Source organism: Bacillus sp. FDAARGOS_527 (genome assembly GCF_003812125.1).
Classification (GTDB): Bacteria; Bacillota; Bacilli; order Bacillales; family Bacillaceae_G; genus Bacillus_A; species Bacillus_A paranthracis.
In genome coordinates this window covers 5209092-5235585 of the sequence record NZ_CP033795.1, presented here as the reverse complement: position 1 = coordinate 5235585, position 26494 = coordinate 5209092, and the positions used below count along the sequence as shown (strand labels likewise).

General features: G+C 35.4%; 24 protein-coding genes. 7 read left to right on the top strand and 17 right to left on the bottom strand.

Going from position 1 to position 26494, the window contains the following annotated elements; translation table 11 throughout:
- Positions 1-74: 74 nt before the first annotated feature.
- From EGX95_RS29760 to EGX95_RS29720, 9 genes are all read right to left on the bottom strand, one after another.
- Positions 75-575: an HIT family protein gene (locus tag EGX95_RS29760; protein ID WP_002081592.1), complete on the bottom strand. Its 501-nt coding sequence runs from the start codon at positions 573-575 to the stop codon at positions 75-77.
- Positions 572-949 carry an OsmC family protein gene (locus EGX95_RS29755; protein WP_000778864.1) on the bottom strand — a complete coding sequence of 126 codons (378 nt, stop codon included), beginning with the start codon at positions 947-949 and terminating at the stop codon, positions 572-574. Before EGX95_RS29755 ends, EGX95_RS29760 begins: the two co-directional genes overlap by 4 nt.
- Positions 924-2351 carry an amino acid permease gene (locus tag EGX95_RS29750; RefSeq protein ID WP_001187089.1) on the bottom strand — a complete coding sequence of 476 codons (1428 nt, stop codon included), beginning with the start codon at positions 2349-2351 and terminating at the stop codon, positions 924-926. Before EGX95_RS29750 ends, EGX95_RS29755 begins: the two co-directional genes overlap by 26 nt.
- Before the next feature lie 205 nt (positions 2352-2556).
- Positions 2557-3201: an amino acid ABC transporter permease gene (locus tag EGX95_RS29745; RefSeq protein ID WP_000345987.1), complete on the bottom strand. Its 645-nt coding sequence runs from the start codon at positions 3199-3201 to the stop codon at positions 2557-2559.
- Complete coding sequence (locus tag EGX95_RS29740; protein ID WP_001112677.1) at positions 3202-3858, bottom strand: amino acid ABC transporter permease; 657 nt, start codon at positions 3856-3858, stop codon at positions 3202-3204.
- A gap of 100 nt (positions 3859-3958) precedes the next feature.
- Entirely contained in the window at positions 3959-4789 is an 831-nt protein-coding gene (gene glnH / locus EGX95_RS29735) for a glutamine ABC transporter substrate-binding protein GlnH (protein WP_000916483.1), read from the bottom strand.
- Between the two features lie 12 nt (positions 4790-4801).
- The gene (locus EGX95_RS29730) at positions 4802-5530 is read right to left on the bottom strand and encodes an amino acid ABC transporter ATP-binding protein (RefSeq protein ID WP_154231092.1); all 729 of its coding nucleotides are present in this window, start codon (positions 5528-5530) and stop codon (positions 4802-4804) included.
- Between the two features lie 143 nt (positions 5531-5673).
- The gene (locus tag EGX95_RS29725; protein WP_000387160.1) at positions 5674-7134 is read right to left on the bottom strand and encodes an alanine/glycine:cation symporter family protein; all 1461 of its coding nucleotides are present in this window, start codon (positions 7132-7134) and stop codon (positions 5674-5676) included.
- A gap of 159 nt (positions 7135-7293) precedes the next feature.
- Positions 7294-8265: a phosphotransferase enzyme family protein gene (locus EGX95_RS29720; protein WP_000401629.1), complete on the bottom strand. Its 972-nt coding sequence runs from the start codon at positions 8263-8265 to the stop codon at positions 7294-7296.
- 189 nt (positions 8266-8454) lie between these two features.
- Between EGX95_RS29720 and gerKA the strand changes: the two genes are divergently transcribed.
- Genes gerKA through gerKC form a run of 3 tightly spaced genes read left to right on the top strand, consistent with a single transcriptional unit; the run spans position 8455 to position 12149 of the window.
- The gene (gene gerKA / locus EGX95_RS29715; protein ID WP_000139151.1) at positions 8455-9957 is read left to right on the top strand and encodes a spore germination protein GerKA; all 1503 of its coding nucleotides are present in this window, start codon (positions 8455-8457) and stop codon (positions 9955-9957) included.
- Positions 9938-11044: a GerAB/ArcD/ProY family transporter gene (locus EGX95_RS29710; protein ID WP_000185776.1), complete on the top strand. Its 1107-nt coding sequence runs from the start codon at positions 9938-9940 to the stop codon at positions 11042-11044. Before gerKA ends, EGX95_RS29710 begins: the two co-directional genes overlap by 20 nt.
- A complete protein-coding gene (gene gerKC, locus EGX95_RS29705; RefSeq protein WP_063246579.1) occupies positions 11025-12149 on the top strand; it encodes a spore germination protein GerKC in 1125 nt (374 codons plus the stop codon). Before EGX95_RS29710 ends, gerKC begins: the two co-directional genes overlap by 20 nt.
- A gap of 32 nt (positions 12150-12181) precedes the next feature.
- Here the strand turns inward: gerKC and treC are convergent, their stop codons facing one another.
- From treC to treR, 3 genes are all read right to left on the bottom strand, one after another.
- On the bottom strand, positions 12182-13843 hold the full coding sequence (treC, locus tag EGX95_RS29700; protein WP_000656096.1) for an alpha,alpha-phosphotrehalase: 1662 nt from the start codon (positions 13841-13843) through the stop codon (positions 12182-12184).
- Between the two features lie 13 nt (positions 13844-13856).
- Positions 13857-15284 carry a PTS system trehalose-specific EIIBC component gene (treP, locus tag EGX95_RS29695; protein ID WP_000513933.1) on the bottom strand — a complete coding sequence of 476 codons (1428 nt, stop codon included), beginning with the start codon at positions 15282-15284 and terminating at the stop codon, positions 13857-13859.
- Between the two features lie 139 nt (positions 15285-15423).
- Positions 15424-16134: a trehalose operon repressor gene (treR, locus tag EGX95_RS29690; RefSeq protein WP_000987252.1), complete on the bottom strand. Its 711-nt coding sequence runs from the start codon at positions 16132-16134 to the stop codon at positions 15424-15426.
- Positions 16135-16584: 450 nt separating this feature from the next.
- Here treR and EGX95_RS29685 point away from each other — a divergent pair, with 450 nt between their 5' ends.
- Positions 16585-17982, top strand: coding sequence for an amino acid permease (locus EGX95_RS29685; RefSeq protein ID WP_000448464.1), 1398 nt, complete (start codon positions 16585-16587; stop codon positions 17980-17982).
- A 31-nt stretch (positions 17983-18013) separates the two neighbouring features.
- Here the strand turns inward: EGX95_RS29685 and EGX95_RS29680 are convergent, their stop codons facing one another.
- The 3 genes from EGX95_RS29680 to EGX95_RS29670 form a co-directional block, all read right to left on the bottom strand.
- Positions 18014-19717 (bottom strand): putative bifunctional diguanylate cyclase/phosphodiesterase, encoded by a 1704-nt coding sequence (locus EGX95_RS29680; RefSeq protein ID WP_000893364.1) that lies wholly within the window; start codon positions 19715-19717, stop codon positions 18014-18016.
- A gap of 459 nt (positions 19718-20176) precedes the next feature.
- A complete protein-coding gene (locus tag EGX95_RS29675) occupies positions 20177-20515 on the bottom strand; it encodes a hypothetical protein (RefSeq protein WP_001106391.1) in 339 nt (112 codons plus the stop codon).
- A gap of 30 nt (positions 20516-20545) precedes the next feature.
- Positions 20546-20782, bottom strand: coding sequence for a hypothetical protein (locus tag EGX95_RS29670; protein WP_000274352.1), 237 nt, complete (start codon positions 20780-20782; stop codon positions 20546-20548).
- Positions 20783-21014: 232 nt separating this feature from the next.
- Here EGX95_RS29670 and EGX95_RS29665 point away from each other — a divergent pair, with 232 nt between their 5' ends.
- The 3 genes from EGX95_RS29665 to EGX95_RS29655 all read left to right on the top strand — a co-directional run bounded on the left by EGX95_RS29665 (position 21015) and on the right by EGX95_RS29655 (position 25452).
- Entirely contained in the window at positions 21015-22544 is a 1530-nt protein-coding gene (locus EGX95_RS29665; RefSeq protein ID WP_000743045.1) for a cardiolipin synthase, read from the top strand.
- Positions 22545-22671: 127 nt separating this feature from the next.
- Entirely contained in the window at positions 22672-23565 is an 894-nt protein-coding gene (locus EGX95_RS29660) for an ATP-binding protein (protein WP_000892979.1), read from the top strand.
- 3 nt (positions 23566-23568) lie between these two features.
- Positions 23569-25452: a vWA domain-containing protein gene (locus tag EGX95_RS29655; protein ID WP_001248870.1), complete on the top strand. Its 1884-nt coding sequence runs from the start codon at positions 23569-23571 to the stop codon at positions 25450-25452.
- 38 nt (positions 25453-25490) lie between these two features.
- Here EGX95_RS29655 and EGX95_RS29650 read toward each other — a convergent pair whose 3' ends face one another.
- Both EGX95_RS29650 and pyrE read right to left on the bottom strand, forming a co-directional pair.
- Complete coding sequence (locus EGX95_RS29650) at positions 25491-25820, bottom strand: NUDIX hydrolase (protein ID WP_001117692.1); 330 nt, start codon at positions 25818-25820, stop codon at positions 25491-25493.
- Positions 25821-25899: 79 nt separating this feature from the next.
- Positions 25900-26442, bottom strand: coding sequence for an orotate phosphoribosyltransferase (gene pyrE, locus EGX95_RS29645; RefSeq protein WP_000417033.1), 543 nt, complete (start codon positions 26440-26442; stop codon positions 25900-25902).
- Positions 26443-26494: the final 52 nt, after the last annotated feature.

The following is a 26494-nucleotide window of genomic DNA, read 5'->3' as shown; positions in this document are numbered from 1 at the left end:
TTCTCTATTTTAACTGAGAAATTGGGCTTTTTAATATTAGAATTTTCCTGACTGTATCTCTAAGAAAAATTCTTTTACACCTTTTCAATATGTAGTATTTGCTCTATCGCTTCTTTTAACAAACGCTTTGTCTCTTCAAAGTTATGATTCTGTTTTTCTCCCGATTGTACCATATAAAACTCAGCAAACGAGCGCTCTTTATATCTTGGTACGACATGCATATGGTAATGTGTTAACTCGTTAAATACTCCACCATTTTGACAAACTGTAACTCCATCTGGTTTATATAATGCCTTAATCGCTTTTGCAATAAGCTTAGAAGCATCCATAATGGATTTTGCTACAACATCATCTAATTCATCTACTTCTACAACATGCTGCTTCGGTACAATTAAAGTATGGCCTGGATAGAAAGGTTCATGATCTAAAAAACATGTTACATACTCATCTTCGTATACTCTATATATTTTTTCCTCTTCGTTTGCTAATTTACATCCTAAACAATCCATTACACTTTCTCCTCTCTCTAAAACATAAAAACGTGAGAGCCATATTCTCACGTTTTTATGTTTCATTTTATTAGTTCAATCGTTTCCGTAACTTTTATACCATCCTTTACAGACTGAACAATTGTGCAATTTTTCACTGCAAGCTGCAGCGCCTTGTCCAACTGCTCTTCTGTAATATTGTGTGCTTTAATTTTATAGTGCAAATGAACACTTTCAACTGGTTTTGATAATGCTTCACTTCTACCAATTTCCGTTTCAATTGTAAACGTATCGTATGTAATACGTTTTTTTTCTAAAATTGTTCGAAAGACAATTGCACTGCATCCTGCGATAGAAGAAACAAGTAATTGTAACGGTGAATACCCATTTTCTTTTCCAATCGCTAATTGACCATACGATAAATCTGCCTCAATATCATCTTGTTTGATTGTTAGTTTCATTTGTTTTTTCCATCTCCACTTTCATCGGTTTCTGCCGTTTCTTACTAATATAATAATATATATAGCAGAAAATGATAAATGGAATACCACAATATAACGCCATTCTTTGTTCTGGAATAAACGCTAAACTAATAACAACGATACTATTTGTAATTAAAGCTAAAATAGGAACAATTGGATATAATGGTGTTTTATATTTTAAATCCTCTAACTTTCCTCCGCCTTTTATATACTGACTTCTAAAGCGCAGTTGCGACAAGGCAATAATAATCCAACTTGATACAGCTGATAAACCAGCTATCGATAATAAGTACATGTATACTGTATCTTCTGCAAGGAAACTTGTTAATAAAGATAAAGCAGCTACAGCAATTGTTACAACTAGCGCTGTAATTGGAATACCACGCTTATTTACTTTCTGGAAAGACTTTGGTGCCATTCCTTCATTTGCAAGTGACCATAGTATACGCGTCGCTGCATATAATCCAGAGTTCGCTACAGATAATAACGCAGTAATAATAACAAAGTTCATAATATCAGCTGCGTATGGAATACCAATTTTATCAAATACGACTACGAATGGGCTTTCAATTACGCCTGCTTCTTTCCAAGAAATTAATCCTACTAAAATCGTCATTGTTAAAATGAAGAATAACATAATGCGCCATACTGTATTACGGATTGCACGTGGAATTGTTTTTTCTGGATTTTCACTTTCTCCCGCTGCAATTCCGATTAACTCTGTTCCTTGGAACGAGAAGTTAACTGTAATCATTGTAAGTAATACGGCAGCTAGTCCATTCGGGAATAATCCACCATCGCTTACAAAGTTAGAGAAAAGAGGTGCTGCTTCTTTTCCGTCATATGATATAAATCCTAATAATGCACTACCACCAAGAACAACAAATGCAAGAATTGTAATTACTTTAATACTAGAGAACCAAAATTCTAATTCAGCATAACTTTTCGCCGAAATTGCGTTTGAAGCATATAAAATAACGCCGAATACGAGACACCATACCCAAACATCAACATTCGGAAACCATCTTTTCATCATTAAACCGATTGACGTTAACTCTAGTCCTACTGTTACTGCCCAGCCAAGCCAATATAGCCAGCCGATCATAAAGCCCGTTCCTGGTCCAATAAACTTCGTCGCATACTTTTGGAAAGAACCTGAAACTGGCATTGCTACCGTTAACTCTCCAAGACAAAGCATTGTTAAATACATAATAAATCCGCCTACTAAATATGAAAGGATGGCTCCCCCTGGTCCAGCCTGATTAATGGTGTAACCTGAACCTAAGAAAAAACCAGTTCCGATTACACCACCTAGTGCGATCATAAATAAATGTCTACTCTTCATCGTACGATGTAATTTCTCATTCGTTGGTTGCTGCATCTAAATCCTCCCCCTACCAATACCCCTATATCTTGTTAAAATTTTCTGATAATAAAAATATACACGAAAGCGATTACATTTTCTATATAAAATTAAAACTTTTCTGATAAAATAATATAAAAAATCGAATTATCGTAAGATTTAGATTCTATTTAGAGGAAAATAAGGATAAACAAGGAAAAAACCCTTACATATATTGTAAGAGTCACCGAAGTTCTAACCTTCTCGATAAAATTGATAAACTATAATTTACGATAAAATACATACAAGCTACTACTATAAATGTCGGAATCATATAATTTACATTTTGTCCGCTAATAATTTGAGCATTATGCATAAGCTCTGGTAATGATATAGCAACTGCGAGCGACGTATCTTTCAGTAATGAAATAAACTGACTAACAAGCGGCGGGACCATTCTTCTTAATGCTTGTGGCAAAATAATAGACCACAGCGCTTGAACATACGTTAATCCGGAAGACCTCGCTGCTTCGATTTGCCCTTTTTCGATAGATAATAGACCACTTCGAACAATTTCAGATATCATTGCAGCTTCAAATATTGTTAAAGCGACAATTACGGCTGTTATAATTTCTAATTTCAAGCCCACTTCAGGCAGTGCAAAATACGTAAAAAATATAATTAAAAGTAACGGTAAATTCCGAATTACTTCAACGATAAAACCTAGTATTTGTGAGAAGACAGGGATTTTTGTGTACCGTACAATCCCTATTACACTACCAATAATAAAGCTAAGTACAATTGCTACGAGCGCTACCTCTAACGTTATAAGTAATCCTTTTAATAAAAAGAGGATATGATCTCCTGTAATTGCTCCCTTAAAATCCATTTACACCGCCTCCTTTGCTAAGCGTTTTTCTAAATAACGCACTAGCATACTGAGCGGAATTGTTAATATTAAATAAAACATCCCGACAAATATATAGACATCGAACGTAACAAATGTCTTCGTTGAAATTAAATCTCCTTGATACATTAAATCCATACCAGCGATAATTCCGAGTATGGAAGAGTTTTTTACTAAATTGAGAAATTGATTTCCTAAAGGAGGGATTACGATTTTCATCGCCTGGGGTAAAACAATATAATACATTCCCTGTACATACGTTAATCCTGAGGAACGTGCTGCTTCCATTTGACCTTTTGCAACGGATAAAATACCAGCGCGAATGACTTCCGCAATAAACGCTGCAGTATATACGGTAAGCGTAACCGTTCCTGCTACAAAACCATTTAAAGTAATTCCTACTACAGGTAAAGCGAAATAGAATATAAATGCAATTAATACGAGCGGAATATTTCTTACAAATTCTACAATAGCAGCTCCCAACCAATTTAAAATGCGAATCGGTGCAATACGCATTACCGCCAAAATCACTCCTAAAATAAAGCTTCCTATTAATGCAATTACACTAGACATAACTGTATACTTAAACCCTTCTAAATACATATCAATGTTATTCGTTAATATAGAAAAATCAGGCACATATTCTCCCCTCTTTCTTTACAAGAAGAGGATGAGCATCCCTCATCCTCTCACTCTTACTCTTCAATAGGAATAAAGCCCCACTAATTAAAGTTTCACTTTACTTCTCTTGTTTTTGCCCAATCCATTTCTCATACAATTTATCGTATTCTCCATTCGCTTTCATATCTTTTAGCAAGCTATTAATCTCTTTCGTTAAATCATCTGCACCTTTTTGCACTGCGATTCCGTACGGTTCATCCGTAAAAATTTTCCCTACAACTTCATAATTTGAATCTTGTTTTGCCATACCGTAAAGAATTGCATTATCTGTCGTCAAAACATCACCTTTTCCTGCTTTTAACGCCGTAAATGCCTCACTGTAATTTTCAAATTCTAATACAGTCGCTTCCGGTGACTTTTGACGAATGTTATTTGTCGATGTTGAACCTTTTACTGCTAACACTTTTACGCCCTTTTTCACATCATCAATACTTTTAATATCGCTCCCTTTTTTCACGAGTAACGATTGCCCTGCTTTAAAATATACATCTGAAAAATCGACCTCTTTTTTACGTTCTTCCGTAATTGTCATTGTTGCGATAATTGCATCGATGTCACCGTTTTTCAGTAGTGGAATACGCGTTTTAGACGTTACTTCTTTTAATTCTAGTTTCTTTTCATCTCCGAGAATTTTTTTCGCAAGCGCCTTTGCAACATCAACATCAAATCCTTCTACCTGCCCTGTTGAAGGGTTTTTCAATCCAAATAAGTTCGTATCATTCTTCACCCCAACTACTAGTTTCCCTCGCTTCTTAATTTGCTCAACGGCCCCGCCTTGCTTCGTATTCGTTTCTTTCGCCTCATCTTTTTTACTTCCGCACCCAGCAACGACAAGTACGAATAAACATGAAAATACAATTAAGGTGAACAACTTTTTCATTTTAAGCATAAAATTCCTCCTTTAATGATTTAACACTCGGCTTAAAAATAAACGTGCTCTTTCTTGTTCAGGACTTGCAAAAAATTGCGCCGGTGTTGTATCCTCAATAATCTTGCCATCATCCATAAATAAAATCCGATCGGCTACCTCCCGTGCAAATCCCATTTCATGCGTGACAACGACCATCGTCATCCCTTCTTTAGCTAGCGTTTTCATAACATCAAGTACTTCCCCGATCATCTCCGGATCAAGAGCAGACGTAGGCTCATCGAATAGCATAATTTCCGGCTGCATCGCAAGTCCTCTAGCAATTGCCACCCGTTGCTGTTGTCCACCAGATAATTGATGTGGATATACACTGGCCTTCTCCGGGATTCCTACTTTCTCTAAATAAAACATCGCCGTTTTCTCAGCTTCCTCTTTTGAAATTTTATTTACTTTAATAGGTGCTAGTGTAATATTTTGCAGAACCGTTTTATGTGGATATAAATAAAAATGTTGAAAGACCATTCCAATATTTCGGCGTAATTCATTCATATCTGTTTTCGCATTGTGTACCTCCGTATTTTGTACAATTAACTCTCCATCTGTAATTGTCTCTAGCTGATTTATACACCGAAGCAACGTGCTTTTTCCTGATCCTGAAGGTCCAACAACTACTACCACTTCACCTTTTTTCACTTGCACATTAATATCTTTTAAAACTTGAAAGTTGCCATAATATTTATTTACGTTACGAAACTCTATCAACATACTCCCCCCTTCCCCTAACAAAGCATGTACATTCTTTTTATATTCAAAAATAGGCAAAAAAATAACTTCTAGCCTCATTTTGTCCATAAAAAAAAAGCAAAGGCATTTTCCCTTTGCTTTTTCATTTCTATTCTATTAAGTTAAGATACTTCTTCTTTCTTATCTTTTCCGTATTCATGTTCCCAGAAATCAGCATTTTTAATTCCCAATGGCCCTGGATCGAATACTGGATCTTTTCCTTCTTTCTTCTGCTTTTCATAATCCTTTAATGCAACTAATGCAGGTTTTTGTAACAATAAAATCGCAATGATATTTACCCATGCCATAATCCCTACACCGATATCACCTAAAGCCCAAGCCGTTGCTGCTGTTTTTATACAACCGTAGAATACAGCTCCTAAAAATACAAATTTTAATACCATAGACATCCAAGGACGGTCTTTATCACGATTTAAGTACGCGATATTCGTTTCTGCAATGTAGTAATACGCCATAATTGTTGTAAATGCAAAGAATAGTAACGAGATTGCAACGAAACCGTTTCCAAATCCAGGGAAAACAGATTCTACTGCTGCCTGTGTATATCCCGGTCCTGGCTGTGCACCATTTAATTTATTTACGATAAAGTTTTTTCCGCTTGCATCAAATACGTTATACATGCCTGTAATAATCATCATAAATGCTGTTGCTGAACAAACAAATAATGTATCAATGTAAACGGAAAATGCTTGCACTAAGCCTTGCTTAGCTGGATGTGATACTTCAGCTGCTGCCGCTGCATGTGGCCCAGTTCCTTGCCCTGCTTCATTAGAATAAATACCACGTTTTACTCCCCAAGAAATTGCTAAACCGATAATACCACCAAATGCTGCTTCTAATGCAAACGCACTTCTTATAATTAACATAAATGCTTCTGGCAATTTTTCAATATTCATAGCAACAATGACGCAAGCTACTAAAATATAGCCTATTGCCATAAACGGTACGACAACTTGCGCTACGTTAACAATTCGCTTTACTCCACCGAAAATGATAAGAGCTAATACGACAACTAATATAGCCCCTGATACGGTAGTGTTAATTCCAAAAGCTGTTTCTAAACTTACGGCAATACTATTTGCTTGCACACCTGGCAGTAAAAGCCCCGTTGCAAGAATTGTCGCTGCAACGAATACTAAAGCATACCATTTAACTCCTAGACCTTTTTCGATGTAATAAGCAGGTCCACCACGAAACTGCCCTTGATGTTTCGTCTTATATATTTGCGCGAGTGTTGATTCTACATAAGCTGATCCTGCACCTAAAAAGGCTACTGCCCACATCCAAAATACAGCTCCTGGTCCACCGAATGCAACCGCTGTTGCTACCCCAGCGATATTTCCTGTTCCAACACGTCCTGATAACGAAAGTGCTAACGCTTGGAATGAAGAAACACCAGCTTCTGATTTTTCTCCTTGAAATGTCAGCTTCACCATTTCTCCTACATGTCTTACTTGTAAAAACTTCGTTCGAATGGAAAAATATAAACCTACTCCTAAACATAAATAAACAAGTGCTGGACTCCAAACAATATTATTTAACCAATTTACGAAAGCTTCCACCATTCCCCCTCCTTATTTATAAATAATATTCAGAATATATATAAAATTATAAGTGTATACTGAATCTAGGACAATATTATTTTAATAAAGTAAACATATTTTTGTATAAAAAAACAAAGTATATATTTGTTTTATATACTTTGTTTTGAACTAAATGTATTATATATTCACAATTGCTTCTCTTTTTATAATTCTTTCGTATAGCTCTTCTGATAATTTCAAGAAGTTATCAGGCATATCTTTCCCTTTAAACTTCTTTTGAAGTGTTCCATATAAACCTATATCACGTAAACGTAAAAATAGTGGTAACGATTCATACCAACTATCAGCTAGCCTATGCTCATATTCGTATCCCTTTCTTAACACTTGTAACTGTTTACGAGCGAACGTCGTCTTCTCTTCCACTGTCCACGGTGTAAATAGAACAGAGTAGTATAGAACCATCGCTAAATCATGTATAAAGTAATTATAAGCCGCATCATCAAAATCAAAGATTGTTAGCTCTTTACCATCATAATGAAAATTACCTGGATGAATATCACCGTGCATAAGACCGAACGTTTCTCTTTCAACTGGAAGAGCCTTAATTTCATCCATTAATACCGCTGCAATCTCTTTCACTTGATTATCCTCTAATTCATTAACAATCCCACTCTCATCTTCTTCCCACGTATCACGATGATCTGTTTTAGGATAGTTCATTGTTAGACGATGCAGTTGTCCAATCGCTTTTCCCCATGCTTCAAAGTAAGCCTCTCCCCAATATGGTGATTCCTCTCCTTTTACTTGCTCACCTTTTGCATATGTAAATAAGGAAACGAAAAAGAAAGTTTCATCCTCTGCTCCGATTTCTTCTACAAGATTTTGAAACGTTGAGTACAGGGGGCCTGCTACCTTTGCTCCGTTCTCTGCAACATATCGTAAAAAATCTAGTTCAGCCTCGACTTCTTTTTTAGAGCGATGCGACGAATGCGTTAAACGTAATACATAGTCTTCATCATTATCACCCTTCGCCTTAAAAATATAATTCTCAAAATCTCCAAGCGGCTTTTCTTCCACTGTTACATGAAATGTCTTTGCTGCTCTTGCTAAAATTTCTTTTGTAAAAACACGTTCTACAGCTATTTCCATATGTATCCCTCCTATATATCTTCTTAATTCGACATAAATGTGAGAAGTACTGCTATGAAATTGAATAATGTACAAAAGACAATGTAACGTAACTTTCAACCCTCTTTTTAAAAAAATAATTCAAGCATAAATTTCTCACAAACGACAAAAATTAACAGAAACAATTGCACTTTAAAAGAGGTGGAAATTATGACCGAACAGGAAAGTTCACAACAAGATAATAACAAAAAGCATATGTTTCCATCACTTCCGGAGAACATTAATTACATTGAAAACAAACTTTCCCATTCAGACGATATAAAAAAATTAGATCTTCCTTTTCAAAACGGAAAAGGAACAATCTTATATATCGAATCTTTAGCAGACCCCAATTTAATCCATCAATTAGCTCTTGAGCCTTTATTAACTCGGTCGGATTTGTCTTTAGATAAAGCTTTTGCCACATTAAATATGAAAAAAGAAACAAATTTAAATTACGGTGTGCAACTTTTATTACAAGGAAAATCATTATATTTTCATGAACAAGTCGACAGTTTTTGTATTTTTGAAACAACTTTATCGTTAAAGAGAGATATAGCAGAACCTGATAATGAAGGCATTGTACGTGGACCACATACTGGTTTTGTAGAGGATCTAGCAACTAATTTAACCTCTATTCGTAAACTCATTAAGAGTCCAAATTTAGTTGTTAAGTATTTTACAATCGGTGAAGAAATGCACACGAAAGTGGCAATTGCTTATATGCAAAATATAGCGAATGACGATTTAATTACAGAAGTGAAAAGAAGATTAGAAACGATTAAAACGGATGCACTTATGTCACCAGGATACATACAAGAATTTATAGAAGATACATCTTTCTCGCCATTTCCGCAGCAATTAAATACAGAGCGGCCAGATAGAGTCGCAGCAAATTTAATGGAAGGACGAGTTGCTATTTTATCTGATGGAGATCCAACAGCGCTTATCGTTCCTGTTACGTTATTTGCCTTCTATCAATCACCAGACGATTATAATAACCGCTGGATTGTCGGTTCTTTCGTCCGAATGATTCGCTTAGTGAGTTTTTTGATTGCTTTTCTCTTACCAGCTATATATATCGCAACTGTAGCCTTTCATCCTGATGTATTGCCGCTCGAACTTGTGTATACAATTAAAGCTTCATTAGAGAAAGTACCACTTCCTCCTATTTTTGAAGCTCTCTTAATGGAGCTAATTTTCGAGTTATTACGGGAAGCTGGTATTCGTTTGCCGAGCAGAGTTGGACAAACAATCGGTATTGTAGGCGGTTTAGTAATTGGTGATGCAATTGTAAAAGCTGGACTTGTTTCTTATACGATGATTATCGTTGTAGCTTTAACTGCTATCTCATCTTTTCTCGTTCCATCAAACGATATGAGTTCAGCTGTTCGAATTCTTCGTTTTCCATTAATGCTTCTTGCTGCCCTATTCGGATATGTAGGAATATCATTCGGTCTCATTATAACTTTCGTTCATTTATGTCAGCTTCATTCTTTTCATACACCATATCTTTCTCCTGTTGCACCAATGCGGATTAAAGATATGAAAGATTCTTTTGTAAGACTACCAATTTGGTCATTTTGGGAACGACCACATGATCCAAAACCGAAAAAAATGCAGCGCCAACATGTAACGAGAGAGGATGAGGACGGTGACAAACACGCAAAGTAAAATTTCGCTAGTTCAATTTACCTTTTTCGTTATTCAATGCCAAATTGGAGTGGGTATACTTTCCCTGCCTAACCGTCTTCACCCAATAGCAAAAGGTGGTGGATGGATTTCCGCGCTCATCGCCGGGCTTGCGATTCAGCTTATTATTTTACTTATGTGGCTTTTCTTAAAACGATTCCCTGATGCAGATATGTATGAAAGTGTTTGTATGCTATTTGGTAATAAGTTTGGAAAACTATTAGGTTTTGCTTATGTTTTTTACTTTACTCTTATTGGTATGACGGTTATGTTGAATGCTTGTAATGTCATTAAAGTATGGATTTTACAAGCTACTCCTTGGTCTGCCATTCTCATGCTATTTACAATAGCTTGTTGTTATGTAGCTTATAACACTTTTAAAGTGATCGTACGATTTTATGTCATGGCCTCTATCCTCATTATTCCAATGGCCCTTTTAATTGCCCTAGGGCTTTCCCGAGCTGATTTCTCTTATATTTTTCCCATTACAGAAGCCGGCTGGTGGAATATAATTCAAGCGTCCAAGGAAACAATTACAGCCATGTATGGTTTTGAAATCATTCTTATCGCTTTTCCAAAAGTAAATGGCAGTTCTGTCGCAAAACTAAAGGCAATTTCTATCGCCAATGGATTTGTAACTCTTTTTTATACTTTTACTGTTTGGATTTGCTTTATCGTATTTAGCCCAAAGCAAATTGAGCTTATTCCAGAACCAGTTGCTTACTTATTACGCTCCTTGCATATCGGGATTATAGACCGAACTGATTTACTATTCATACCAATTTGGATGATAACCGTTGTAGCTTCTATCGCTAGTTATTACTGCGCTGCTTCTATAGGAATTGGACATATATTCAATCTTGGTAATCATAAAAAGGCCGTTCCAATCGTTGGTATTATTGCTTTTAGTGTAGCCTTATTTATCGATACACCTGAAGAATTAAAAGTAATTGCAACTTTCACAGATAAGTTCACCTATATTTTCATCGTTGTCCTCCCTCTTTTATTTCTACTTTATTCGGTAATAAGAAATAAGAAAGGAGAACAGTATGTTCAAAAAAAGAGTTAAATTACTTTTTGTATTATGTACTAGTGCATTCCTTTCTGGCTGCTGGGATCAAGAACCATTAAGGGACGCAAGGTTAGCTTATAGTATTGGATCTGATATTACAGAAGAGAATAAACTCCAGCAAACAATTGAGCTCGTAAAAAGTTCAAGTGGAGAACAATCTTCATTCGAGAATGAAATACATTCAGCAACTGGGCATAACATAAGAGATACAAGCGATGCACTGAAAAAAAATGTGACTGGAAATATTCGTTATTTTAAATATGGTGTTCAATTACTAGGAACCAAAATTTTTAAAAAAGGTATACTACCCTATTTAGATGTCAGCTTTCGGGACCCAACAAACCCAACTGCTTTAGTAAAACTTATTGCAGTAGATGGTGAAACATCCGAGATACTAGAAAAAAAGAAAGTAGGAAATTTACTAATTGGAGATTTTCTAAAGAAAAAAGTGAAAAGCTTAGAAGATATGAGTGTATTTCCAAAAGAAACTTTAGAAACAGCTGCTACAAAAATGTTAGATCCCGGTAAAGACTTTACCCTCCCTTCTATAAAAATAAAAGGAAAAGAAGTAATTACAAACGGGTTAGCTTTATTTAACAATGATAAATTAACTGAGCATTTACCTTTGAAACAATCTGTTTTATTCGTGTTATTAACCGGAAAAATGGGAACAAGTGCCCGTATAACTCAAAAACTTACTAGCGATGAATCTGAGAAGACATCTGACTATTTAACAATGGAAGTGAGCAATCGGAAATTAAAACGCGATTTAAAAATAACAACAGATAAAAAAGGAAATGTTTATGCTCACATTAAGCTTCAATTAAAAGTTATAGCGCTTGAATCCCCGCGAGATAATCTGTATACAATGGCTGACAGAGAAAAACTAAATAAAGAACTATCTAAACAGCTTACGAAAGAAGCGAAAAAAATAACAAACAAACTACAAAAAGCAAATTGTGATGCTTTCGGTATTGGAAGACATCTTATTGCTTATCATCCTGGCTTATGGAAGAAAAAAAATTGGAATAAAGATTATGCAAAAGTAAAATTCAAACCTGAGGTAGAGGTAAATATTTTGTATAGTGGTGTCCTAAAATAAAAGGTTGTATGCCGCTCGGGCATACAACCTTTTTATTTCGTATATCGATAAACAATTGATTCATATGGTCTTAAGTTAAGTTTTGTAATATCCTTGCTAGCATCTGTATAATTCGACAGTAGTATTTCTTGTTTCATTCCATCTAATTGAACGTGCGCTGGTACAGAGTACGTTATTTCTTCTCCATAGAAGTTATTTATAACAAGCAGCACTTCACTTTCTGTAGTACGAGTATATGCCCAAATCTTAGGATCATTTTTATCCAAAATAGCATATTCTCCTTCTGTAATTACATCATACGTTTTTCTAAGTTCTATTAACTTTTTATAATGATAAAATACAGACTCTTTATCTTCTAATGCCTTCTCTACGTTTATTTCTTTAAAGTTTTCAGCCACTGAAATCCAAGGTGTACTTGTTGTAAAGCCACTGTTCATCTCTTCATTCCACTGCATTGGAGTACGGGAGTTGTCACGAGATTTTTGTTTTAAAATCCCGATAATCTCTTCTTTTGATAATCCTTCTTCCAGCTTTATATCATATATATTTAACGATTCAACATCGCGATATTGCTCAATAGACTCGAATTTAGGATTCGTCATACCGATTTCCTCACCTTGATAAATATAAGGTGTACCCTGCAACATATGCATCGCTGTCGCTAACATTTTCGCAGATTCATTTCGGTACTCTCTATCATCACCAAAGCGTGACACAATACGAGGCTGGTCATGATTACACCAGAATAATGCATTCCATCCTCCACCCTTTTGCATTTCAATTTGCCAATTAGACATAATCTCTTTTAATTTAATGAAATCAAAATTCGCTTTCGTCCACTTATCTCCATTCGGATAATCTACTTTTAAATGATGGAAACTAAACGTCATACTTAATTCATTACGCTCAGGGTTTGAATATTTAATACAATTATCAATTGTCGTAGATGACATTTCTCCAACTGTAATTACATCTTTCCCTTCAAAAACATTTCGGTTCATTTCTTGTAAATATTCATGAACACGCGGGCCATCTGTATAATATTTACGGCCATCACTTGTCGCCGTACTTCCGTCATCATTTAAGAACTGTTGATCTTTTGAAATTAAATTAATAACATCTAATCGGAATCCAGTTACCCCTTTATCAAGCCAAAAGCGCATCATATCATATACTTCTTCACGAAGTTTTTCATTTTCCCAGTTTAAATCCGCTTGTGTCTCATCAAATAGATGTAAATAATATTGCTCTGTCTTTTCATCATATTTCCAAGCAGACCCACCAAACTTAGATTGCCAATTATTTTTTTCATCACGCCAAATATAGTAATTACGATATGGACTGTTTTTATCTTCCTTCGCTTCTTTAAACCACTTATGCTCCGTCGAACTATGATTTACAACGATATCAAGCATAATTTCAATGTTACGTGCTTTCGCTTCTTCTAAAAGCTCTTCAAACTCTTCCATCGTTCCGTAAGATGGATCAATATTGTAGTAATCACTTACATCGTATCCATTATCATTTTGTGGCGATTGGTATATCGGTGTTAACCAAATATAATCTACTCCGAGTTCTTTTAAGTAATCTAGTTTTTCTGTAACCCCTTTTATATCACCGGTTTCTTTATTGTAATAGCTATTAAAGCTCTTCGGATAAATTTGATAAACTACACTTTTATGCCAATCCTTCATGTTTAACTTCCTCCTACTTCTGTTTTACTCGTTTTGCAAATAACCACGTTAACGCAAATGGAATTACAACTGCGATAATCATTCCGACAATAAACATTGGAATCGATTTCGGAATGATAGAAATAAATGCTGGTAATCCGCCAATTCCGATAGCAGGTGCTAATACACCATTTAACGTAATAAATATTGCTGCCACAGCCGATCCTATAATCGCTGCATAGAACGGGAATTTATTTCGTAAGTTTACACCAAACATAGCTGGCTCTGTAATACCGAAATATGCCGAGATTGCTGATGTAGATGCCATACTTTTATCATTTTGATTTTTAGAAATCCAGAACATCGCAAGTGCCGCACTACCTTGCGCAATGTTAGAAAGGGCAATCATTGGCCAAATGAATGTACCACCGTGTTGTGCAATTAATTGTAAATCGATAGCAATAAACATATGATGCATACCTGTAATTACAAGTGGTGCATATAATGCTCCAAACAATACTGCTCCAACTACCGGTACTGTTTCATATACACCTACTAATCCAACTGTTAATAAATCTCCAATATGACGTGTAACTGGACCAATAATCCCTAATGCTAACACACCTGTTACGACAATCGTTGTAATTGGTACAACTAACAATTGAATTGCATTTGGTACATGTTTCTTTAAGAAGATTTCCACTTTACTTAATACAAATGCTGCTACTAAAACTGGCAAGATTTGACCTTGATACCCTACCTTTTCAATTTGAAATAATCCTAAAATATCGAAGTACTCAATCTTTTGTCCGTCTAAACCAGTTGCTGCTTTTCCGTAATCCCACGCGTTTAATAATGCTGGATGCACAAGCATTAATCCCATAACAATCCCTAATATCGGACTACCACCAAAACGCTTCGTTGCTGACCAACCGACAAGTGCTGGTAAGAATACGAATGCTGTATTCGCCATCATATTAATTAAATCCCAAAGCCCACCTAAGTTCGGATACACATCTAATAAATTTTTCCCATCAAAAAATAAGTCCTTTGCGCCTAATAGATTGTTAATACCCATTAGTAAACCAGCTGTTACGATCGCTGGTAATATCGGCATAAATACATCAGAAAATATTTTTACAAACTTTTGAGCTGGATTTAACTTCTGATTTCCAGAATCTTTTACGTCAGCTACAGTCGATTCTTTCATACCTGCAAGCGTTATCAATTCAGCGTAAACACGATCTACATCCCCTGGACCGATTACAATTTGAAATATCCCAGCGTTATGAAACGCTCCCTTCACTAATGAAACAGACTGTAATTTATCATTATCTATTTTACTTTCATCTTTTAAAGCGATACGGAGTCTCGTCACACAATGTGCAGCTTGTTCAATATTGTCTTTCCCACCAATATACTGCAACACTTCCTCTGCTGTTTTACGATAGTCTTTCCCCATATTCCCGTCCCTCTTTTCTTTTTTTGATACCGTTTACAATTACATATTAACTCGTATATATAAGTTAGTCAACACTCATATATACGAGTTTGAAAATTTTTATAAAAAAAGAGATGAAACGTTATTGCGTTCCATCTCCTTATTTTCTCCGCGCCACATCCGAAAAATGAAAAATATCTAAGCGGTGGCGTGATTCTGTATATTCGAACTGACTTCCATCATAAAAGTGCGTAAAGTTTTTCACAACGACAACATAGTCTGTTCCATTTAAATCTAAATACTTTCTATCGTCCTCTGTACATGGTTGCACTTCAATTACCCTCTGTGAGTAACTAATATGAAGACCTAGTTCTTTCTCAATGTATTTATAAATAGATTCCGCTGCAATTTCACTCGTTAATCCAGGGATATATTCCGATACAAAATGATTGATATCCAAAATTACTTTTTCTCCATCAATATTTCGTACGCGTTTAATATGATCTATTTCTGTCTTCTCTTTCACATTTAATAGCTTTGCAACCTCTTTTGTCGCTTTTACTTTCTCCATTTCCACGACTTCTGTAATACAATGGCGTCCTAAACGTTCATTTTCTTCTTGGAAACTTACAATACCACCAAAGTTGAATTCAATGTTTTTTCGCTTTAAAACAAAAACACCTTTTCCGTGTATTTTTTGAACATATCCACGTTCTTGTAATAAATCTACAGCTTTTCTTACAGTACCGCGGCTCGCTTCATATTGCTTCATTAATTCAGTTTCTGATGGGATTTTGCATCCCTCTTTTAATTGCCTATTATCAATAGAATTACTGATTTCTGTATAAATTTGTTCATACTTACTCATCATCTACAATAGCCCCTTGTCACCTTCTAGTTCTATATGTATTATACCATGCTACACTCTTCTGCCAATCTCTCACTTATTTTCCAGTATAGGAAAAATAAAGGTAAATATTTAATCTCTAAAACGTATTTTTATAAAAATTTTTATATTTTTCTTTTCATTCAAAAAAACATGTAGTATACTAACTTCAAAATCAGAGGAGAAAGGGAGCAAAGAACTATGCTTACTTATACAACAATTGTAGTTACATTTGCACAAAAACATCATCATCATACGTAACCCTTGAAACCTAGCGGAAAAATTACGCGTAGGTACAAGGGTTATTCCCGTTGTACCTACGCTTTGGCGAAGAGCCATGTAGGTATTTTTTATCTACATGGCTCTTTTTTTATTGCCAAAAAGCTAGTAAAAAATGATGTTTAAGCAAATATTACTACAAAGGAGTTAACAAAAATGGAAACGAAAAAATGGGGATTATGGGTTTTAACAGCTTTTGTTATCGGGAATATGGTTGGCGGTGGCGTATTTATGCTCCCAGCAAATTTAGCACAAGTATCAGGTCCAATGGGTTCTACACTTGCATGGAGTATTACAGGACTTGGTGTATTTATGATTGCACTCGTATTTGGAAATTTAGCAATCCGAAAACCAGAATTAAAAGCGGGGCCACAAAGCTATGCTCAAGCGATGTTCCCTTCAAAAAAAGCGGGTAAAGTTGCAGGCTATAGTATGGCATGGGGATATTGGGCTGCGAACTGGGCTGCAACAGCATCCGTTATTATTTCCTTTGCTGGATATTTATCAACATTCTTTCCAGTTTTACAAAGTAAGCAAATTCTCTTTTCAACGAACGGATTTTCACTAGAACTTGGAAAAGGATTAACGTTCCTCGTATGTAGCCTTATGTTATGGGGAATTCAATATATTCTTTCTCAAAATATTGATCGTGCTGGAAATATGAATCTTCTTGCTACTATTGCAAAAATTATCGGATTTACAATGTTTATTGTAATCACATTATTCATTTTCAATGCCTCTAATTTCGGAGACGGGCAAACATTTATGAATGAAGCAGGACAATCCATTTCGTTAGGTGGACAAATCAATTCAGCTGCTATTGCAACACTTTGGGCATTTATCGGTATTGAATCGGCTGTCATGCTTTCTAATCGTGCAAAATCTCAGCGGGATGTAAAAAAAGCTACCATTTTCGGATTAATTATCGCTCTTCTTATTTACATGTCAATTACGCTACTTACAATGGGAGCTCTCTCTCAAGATGCTTTAAAAGACTCTCAAAAACCATTAGTAGACGCATTAAATTTAGCAATTGGCAATAAAGGCGCATATATAATGGCTTTACTTGCACTTGTATCTTTATTTGGATCTACAGTTGGCTGGATCGTTGTTAGTTCAGAGGTTCCTTATCAGGCAGCAAAAAATGGGCTTTTCCCTAAATTTTTCGCGAAAACAAATAAAAAAGGTAGTCCTTCAAAATCATTATTTATTACAAATGTGATGACGCAAATTTTCTTATTCTCAACGATTTCTGGTACCGTATCAGAAGCTTATAATTTCGCTATCGTTGTAGCAACATTAGCTTATTTAATTCCATACCTTGTTTCTACGCTGTACCAATTCAAATTAGTTATTACAGGAGAAACGTATGATATAATGCCTGGCTCTCGAATAAAGGACGGCATCATTACTACATTAGCATTCATATATTCTATTTGGGTTATCAAAACGGGAACTGCTGATTTAAAAACGTTCTTCTTAGGAATCGGATTGTTCGTATTAGGTCTTATTCTTTATCCTGTACTAATGAAAGACTCACAAAAAATGAATTAAAAAAGGAGAAGCTTCTGGCTTCTCTTTTTTATTAGAAGTCTATAATTAACTTTTCCTTTAACTCTGCTACAGATAAAGGTTTTGCATAATAAAATCCTTGTACATAATCACAGCCCATCGATTTTAATAAGCTTTCTTGCTCTACTGTCTCTACCCCTTCAGCAACTACTGCTAAATGTAAGCTATGGGCAATTTCAATAACAGATTTTACAATCGTTCGCTCTGGCTGTGCATGATCATAATGAAATTCACGAATAAAATTACGATCAATTTTTACTATATCCAGCGGTAGTTGTTTTAAATAATATAAGGAAGAATAACCCGTTCCGAAATCATCTAAAGCAATTAAAATACCCATATTTCTTAATTCTTGTAATGTAGCAATAATATAATCAAAATGACGAACAGCAATGCTTTCCGTTATTTCTAAAATTAAACGATTTGCGGGAAATCCAGTTCTCCTTAAAATGCTACGTACAGATAAAATAAAACGCTTTTGCATTAATTGTTGTATGGATAAATTCACAGATAACTTTAGTCCTTCTTCATACTCTGGCAATGTTTTAAACAAGCGACATGACTTTTCTAATACCCAGTCTCCTAATTTTATAATAAGTCCAGATTCTTCAGCTACTGGGATAAATTCGCCTGGTGAAATAGGTCCTTCTTCTGTCGAACAACGCGCTAAAGCTTCAATACCAGTATATTTCTTCGTTTTCAAATCAATAATAGGCTGCAGTGCCACATCTAACTCTTCATCACGAATTGCCTTTTGCAAAGCAAATTCAATTTTCATTCTACGATTTATTTTCGCACGTAACTCATCTGTAAAGAAACACGCTGCATTTCTTCCCTGTTCTTTCGCACTATACATAGCTAAATCTGAATTCTTCAATAGGGTTTCTACATCTTGTCCATCTTGAGGATATGAGCACAGTCCTAGACTAGCTGAAATGTATACTTCATGACCTTCAAGCATAAATGGTGCCTGAAAGCATGACAATACAGATGTCGCTAGCTGCCTCATCTCATCTTGTGTATGATTGTTTGTTAACAACACAAATTCGTCGCCACCCAGCCTAGCCAGAACATCTTTCTCTCCTAGCACATAATGCAACCGTGAAGCAACTTCGCTTAAAAGTAAATCTCCTATCATATGACCTAGCGTATCGTTTACTAATTTAAAACGATCCAAATCAAAATAAATCATACCAAACTCTTTTTTATCTGCAATCAATTCGTTAACAGTCGTTATTAATTGTAAACGGTTCGGTAAACTCGTTAAAGCATCATGATACGCAAGCTCCCTATAACGACTTTCACTTAACCGCAACCTCTGTTCTGCTTCTTTCCTACTACTAATATCATTTCGGATCGCAATAAATTGATATGGCTCTCCTTTTTCATTTAAAAATGGAACAATTGTTGTTTTAACCCAATAATATGTACCATCTTTTGCTTGATTTCGAATCTCACCTCTCCATACTTTACCGCTCAAAATACGCTTCCATAGCATTTGAAAAAATGTTTTCGGATGATGTCCTGAATTTAAAATACGATGATCTTTCCCTATTAACTCTTCTCGTGTATATTTGGAGATTTCACAAAACTTATCATTTACATATGTAATAAGACCCTTTCGGTCTGTAATCGCAACAATTGAAGACTCATCTAATGCTAACTTTAAATCTCGCAATGAAGATTCATATAATGCATGACCTCTTTGTTCTAGCATGCGCATCTCTCCTTGCTTCCTATCTGACTAAAACACAACTTGTTTCTTTTCATAGAAATAGAGATATTTCATTTCCTAATAATCATCCTTTACATACATCACGTTTTGAAATATGTCGATTAAAATAACATAATATTATTTGTAATAAAAAGCAATATAATACCTTTTCAATTATACGTAGCAGTTTCTTATAGCTAACTCTATACAACTCTTCAAGAACATATATATAAAGTGAAACTTTAATCAGTGGGGAGTGTTGATCTCCGCCTAACTTCCTTGCTTCCGCTGAATTTTGAGGTGGGGGGCTTACTACCCTTTAATGCGGGATAAATTAAAATTATTATATATGTTTTTTGAATTATAATAACAAAATATTAACATATTTTCACCTTAATTTTGGAAGTATTTTATAAATAAATACTTTATTAAACAAAAAAAGAGGATAGCCTCTTTTTTTATTTAATACGGATATGTTGTTTGTTGATACCCCGGATATGGTGTTGGATATAGCACTGGATATGGCGCTGGATAAGTTACTGGGTACGGCGCTGGATAGTAGCCTCCACCTGCTGCACCCGTTAATGCACCTGCTGTAAGCCCACCTAACACACCTCCAGCAAAACTTCCAGGGAAAAATCCACCGCCCCATGAGCCGCCACCCCAGCCCCATCCACCTCCGTGATGGTGATGATGATCATGGTGATTGTGCCCACCATGGTGGTGATGTCCGCCGTTATGATGGTGCCCTCCATGATGATGATTACGATAATACAATCCGTTATTTTCTATATAATTCATATTTCCCCTCTCCTTTTCCATTTTCTCATCTTAATAGGTATTGTAAGAATAATATGGATCTTGTTGGTAACCTGTATAATAAGAATAATCCGAGTAATACGGATAACCATATCCGCCATAACCAAATCCAGGGCTGAGTAATGCTCCCGCTACAAACCCTGGAAAGAAACCTCCACCAAAAAATGGTGAATGTCCAAAACCACCATGAAAACCTCCGTGACCGAAACCACCACCGTGACCAAATCCTCCAATTGGACGACCATACATTTTATTCACCTTCCTTTTCTCTTTAAAAACGTAACAATACACTGTATGTAGGACAAATGCGGAAAGTATGGGGAAATACCTACATTTTGTAAAAAACAGAAAACACTTTATAATAAAGTGAAACTTTAATCAGTGGGGGGCTTACTGCCCATTAAAGTGGGATAAAAATGTCACATTACATCCGCTATTTAGGAAGTCTATATTGAAGAAAGATTAGAGGAATTATATAGAAATGAAGAAACCTATTGTCCAATTACTATTAATATTTACAATTGTATCTATCGTTCTTTTCCTATTAAATACATCGTATATTTCGTTATATACATTTGTCGGCGTTCTCTGGTCCATCACAATTGTAGGAATTTCATTCGTTATTTTTATCGAAAATAGGTCTCCTCAAAGTACCTTAGCGTGGTTTTTAGTATTAGCACTTCTTCCCGTTGTAGGTGTACTTTTATACTCTATTTTCGGGCGTAGCCGTTGGAGAAGAAAAAAGCATCTCCATCGTTCAGAAGAACAAAGAAAATTATTCCGTGAAATATTAGAAGGAAGACGACTAGAGTTATCACTCAAAGTCCCATTAAGTGAACGCTCTACCCATTTAACAGAAGTTGTACAAAAATTTGGAGGCGGGCCTGCCGCAGATAGAACAACTACCAAACTTTTAACAAACGGAGATCAAACATTTTCAGCAATTTTGCAAGCTATCGAGCAAGCAAAACATCATATACATATTCAATACTATATTTATAAATCTGATGAGATTGGTACAAAAGTTCGGGATGCTTTAATAAACAAAGCAAAAGCTGGTGTTATTGTACGCTTCCTTTATGATGGATTAGGAAGTAATACGTTAAGAAGACGCTTTTTAAAACCTATGAAAGAAGCTGGGATTGAAATTGTTGAATTTGATCCTATTTTTTCAGCTTGGTTACTTGAAACCGTCAATTATCGTAACCACCGTAAAATCGTCATTGTAGATGGAGAAATCGGTTTTACTGGAGGACTTAACGTCGGTGATGAATATCTTGGCCGTTCAAAAAAGTTTCCCGTTTGGCGTGATAGTCATTTAAAACTCGAAGGAAAAGCGTTATATAAATTACAAGCAATTTTTCTAGAGGACTGGCTCTATGCATCTAGTGGTTTGAAAACCTATTCTTGGGATCAATTTATGAATAGACAATACTTCCCAGGTAAAGAAATTTCAAGTGCAGAAGGTGCCGTGCAAATTGTAGCAAGCGGGCCAAGCTCAGATGATAAGAGCATTCGCAATACATTATTAGCTGTTATGGGCTCGGCAAAAAAATCTATTTGGATTGCTACACCATACTTTATTCCAGATCAAGAAACTTTAACATTATTACGTTTAAGTGCAATATCTGGCATAGATGTACGCATTTTATATCCTGGTAAAAGTGATAGTATTATTAGTGACCAAGCATCTCAGTCCTACTTCACTCCACTTTTAAAAGCTGGTGCCTCCATTTATAGTTATAAAGATGGCTTTATGCATGCAAAAATTGTACTTGTTGATGATAAAATTGCAACAATCGGAACAGCAAATATGGATGTACGAAGCTTTGAATTGAATTATGAAATTATTAGCGTACTGTATGAATCAGAAACTGTTCATAATATTAAACGTGATTTTGAAGAAGACTTTAAGCATTCCACTGAAATTAAATGGAACGCTTTCCAAAAAAGAAGTATCAAAAAACGAATATTAGAGTCTTTTATGAGGCTCATTTCTCCTTTACTATAAGTAATCAATGTACAATTGATTGCTTTTTCTTTTATATTTGTCCCCTCTCCTTTTCTTTGCATACCATATTAAAACAAGTTATCATAAGATGTATTACTTTATGAAAATAATGTTAGGTGGGACATACATGTTAGAACAATTTCATATACATGCTGATTTAAAACAGCAGCTTTCTACAATTCACGAAAAGAATAAACAAGAAGCTGGTGAAAATGCACATTTAATCGGTACAAAAATATATAAAGCATCTGATAATAGCATTATCGAAGATGCCATTACAGCACTTCTTCTTGGCAAAAATATTCTATTAAAAGGGCCGACTGGTAGTGGTAAAACCGTACTAGCTGAAACACTTTCTTCTTTATTCCAAAAACCAATGCATAGTATTAACTGTTCTGTCGATTTAGATGTAGAAGGTATTTTAGGATACAACACACTACAAACGAAAGATGGCGCATCTGAAGTTACATTCGTTAACGGTCCTCTTATGAAAGCAATGAAGAACGGCCATTTCCTATATATTGATGAAATCAATATGGCAAAACCTGAAACGTTACCACTTCTTCACGGTGCATTAGATTACCGTAAAATGATTACAAATCCATTTACACAAGAAGTTGTATACGGTGATGATGAGTATCGTGTAATCGCAGCAATTAATGAAGGCTACGTTGGAACAAGTGAACTAAACGAAGCGTTAAAAAACCGTTTCGTTATTATTGAAGTTCCCTACATCCAAGGTGATACATTAAAAGAACTATTATTAGCAGAATCAAAACTAAAAGATGTTACAACAATTGAAAAGTTCGTTGCATTTGCAAGCGATCTTATGCCTTTAGCTCGTGATGGCCGCGTAAGTGAAGAAGCAGCAAGTATTCGTGGCATTATCGATGCATGTGATTTAGGTGTATATATTCCCGTTATGCGTGCAATTGAACGTAGTATTATCGCAAAATTAAACGATGAAACAGAACAAATGACTGTCCGTGAATTAGCAGAAAGTTATTTCTTTGAGGGATAATTCATGAGACAAATTTTTAGTGACAAAAAAATTGATGCGTCGCTGTTTCTACAAATGGAAAACTTAATGTATGCCCTTCTCAAAGAAGATGATGCCTACCTTGAGTATGGCTATAAAGCATACTACGACGAAATTGAAAAAAAGGTTGTCATTAGTCACTTTTGGGATGATCGAAAAGAAGAGGATACAGTAATCGGATTAAAAAGCGAAGTGTTTTTAAAAGCACTTGGTAATAAACATTACTCGGACATGACTTTAATTCGTTCTTATGCAATTGAATTGCAAGAATCACCCTTAAAAAAGTTTTTAACACAATTATTTGTTCTATTAGAAGATTTACGTGTTGAGGAAATCGTAAAAAACTTACGCCCTGGCACAAAGCATGTTTTTAAAAGAAGAAAAGAAATGTATCGCAATTACTTTAGCTCACAAAATGAAATCAATCGTGTTCGTAACTATCACGGTGATCGTCTATTTTGTCTATGCTATCTTTCATTAACGAGCGATAAATATGAAATGTTTAATAATGAATATTTCGAGCAAATTGAAGCTATTTTGCATGAAACATTCCAAGCTCGTAATACGGAAGATATTATGTATATCGTTGAGAAAATTCGCTATCGCTTAGAGGAGCTTCTTGAAAGTGATATGCTGAACAACTATTTCGGGCATGCACCGCTTTATTTATCTGTCATTGCAGATGAAAAAAACTGTCGCGTCGAAGATTTAGCAAACGATGATACGCAGCTCATAGATGACGATGAAAATAAAAACAAAATGGATGAAAGCTTCTCAACATGGCACCGTGAAAATAAAAACAATGAAAACGAGAACTTTTTACGCTTTGAATTAGAAAGCGGAACAAAAACAAATATGATGGGTGACACTGCTCGCGAATCAGAAGATGGCGACCAAGCACTTGGCTCTGTACAAGGTACTTCTCAAAAAAGTACACAATCTAACTTTGATGGTGCTGACACAAAAGAAGCAAGAGCTTCTCACGCTTCTAGTCAAAATGATGGTGCATATGGTAAATATAACACTGGCGCTTCTCATACATTTAAAGAAGCACGTAAACCAAATCCTGATGAGAAAAAGGATTACCAAGCTATCAAATCAGTCGTTAATAAAGATGTAAAAGAATTAAAGAAAATTATCGAAAAAACGATTGAAAATAAAACGAATGCAAATAGTGATAAATATTACGGAAGACTTCGTAAGAAATTCCTTCGTATTTATACTGAAAAGCAGCCTCGCATGTTTTATAAAAAAGGGCAAGAATCACAAGAGCTCGACGTTGCATTCCAACTATTAGTAGACTGCTCTGGTTCTATGTATAACAAAATGGAAGAAACGAAAAAGAGTGTGGTCCTATTCCATGAAGCGTTGAAATCTTTAAAAATCCCGCACGCTATTAGCGGATTTTGGGAAGATGCTTCTAGTGCTAAACCTGAAGATAAGCCGAACGTTATCCATGAAGTTGTAACGTATAAAAACTCAACGTTACCAAACGTTGGTCCAGAAATTATGCAGCTTCGCGAAGAAGAAGATAACCGCGACGGATATATTATTCGTATCGTTTCTGAAAAGCTTGCAAAAGGACCAGAAAAACATAAATTCTTACTTGTCTTCACAGACGGTGAACCTTCTGCGCTAGACTACCAACAAGACGGTATTTTAGATACGCATGAAGCTGTCAAACTTGCTCGTAAAAGTGGTATGGAAGTAATCGGAATTTTCATCGAAGAAGGCGAAGCGAAAGAAGCAACTTATCAATTAATGAAGAACATTTATAACCATCACTTCTTAGTTGCAAATCACGCTGAAGATTTACGTCTGAAGATTAAACCACTATTGAAAAAGTTATTACTGAAGACGATTGAATAGAAAAACAGGAGCTTTGCGCTCCTGTTTTTTTCTTTCAATCACTTTGTTTCTGGCTGAAACTTGTATGGAATGGCTACTGCTAATAATGAATCGAATCCTCCATCGTAGAATGGGAATCGTTCATTTGCGATTGATCGATCCACCCACTCTATTGCGGAAATTTCCTCTTCATCTTCTGCCATAAGTTCCCCTTTTACTACACTCGCTCGGAATGTAAATAATAGTGCATGATTCCCTGATTCTTCAAAGAATTTTTCGTTAATCGCAACAAGTCCACCTGCCATAGCCGTTAAACCTGTCTCTTCGTTTACTTCCCTTACTAGAGCTTTCTCTAACGTTTCACCCTTTTCAACAGCCCCACCCGGCAATGACCAAACATTTTATTCTACATTATGTACCATTAATATTTTATCTGTTTCTTCGTCATGTATTAGTGCATATACGACATCAACTCTTTGCATGTTGCTTTTCTCCTTCAATTAACTCATCCATTGTAAATAAAGAATGTAGTTGTAAGCCATCTTCTAATAAGTTTTCTCTTCCCTCTTTTGTTCGTTCAATTACGCCTAAAACATGATGTACATTCACGCCTAGTTCTCTTAAATCTTTCGTGCTTAATAGTATTTGACCACCTGTCGTAATAACATCTTCAACAACACAAACATTTTTCCCAGCAATATCAACGCCTTCTGCTAACTTGCATGTACCGTACTTCTTCGCTTCTTTTCTCACAAATACAACTGGTATACCTGTTTGTAAAGATAATGCTGTTGCTACTGGGATTCCTCCCATCTCTAAACCTGCCAGCACTTCTGTCTCAGGAGGAATGAGCTCTTTCAATTGCTTAGCAATTTCTACTAGCAGTACTGGATTAGATTCAAATAAGTACTTATCAAAGTATTGATTTGATACTTGTCCTGATCGAAGCTTAAATGTTCCCGTTAAACGTGACGTATTGTAAATTTCCTTTGCTAACTCCCATTTCTCCATTCCCTGTCTCCCCTTTACACACAAATTAACTCATTCTATCACATTTGCAATT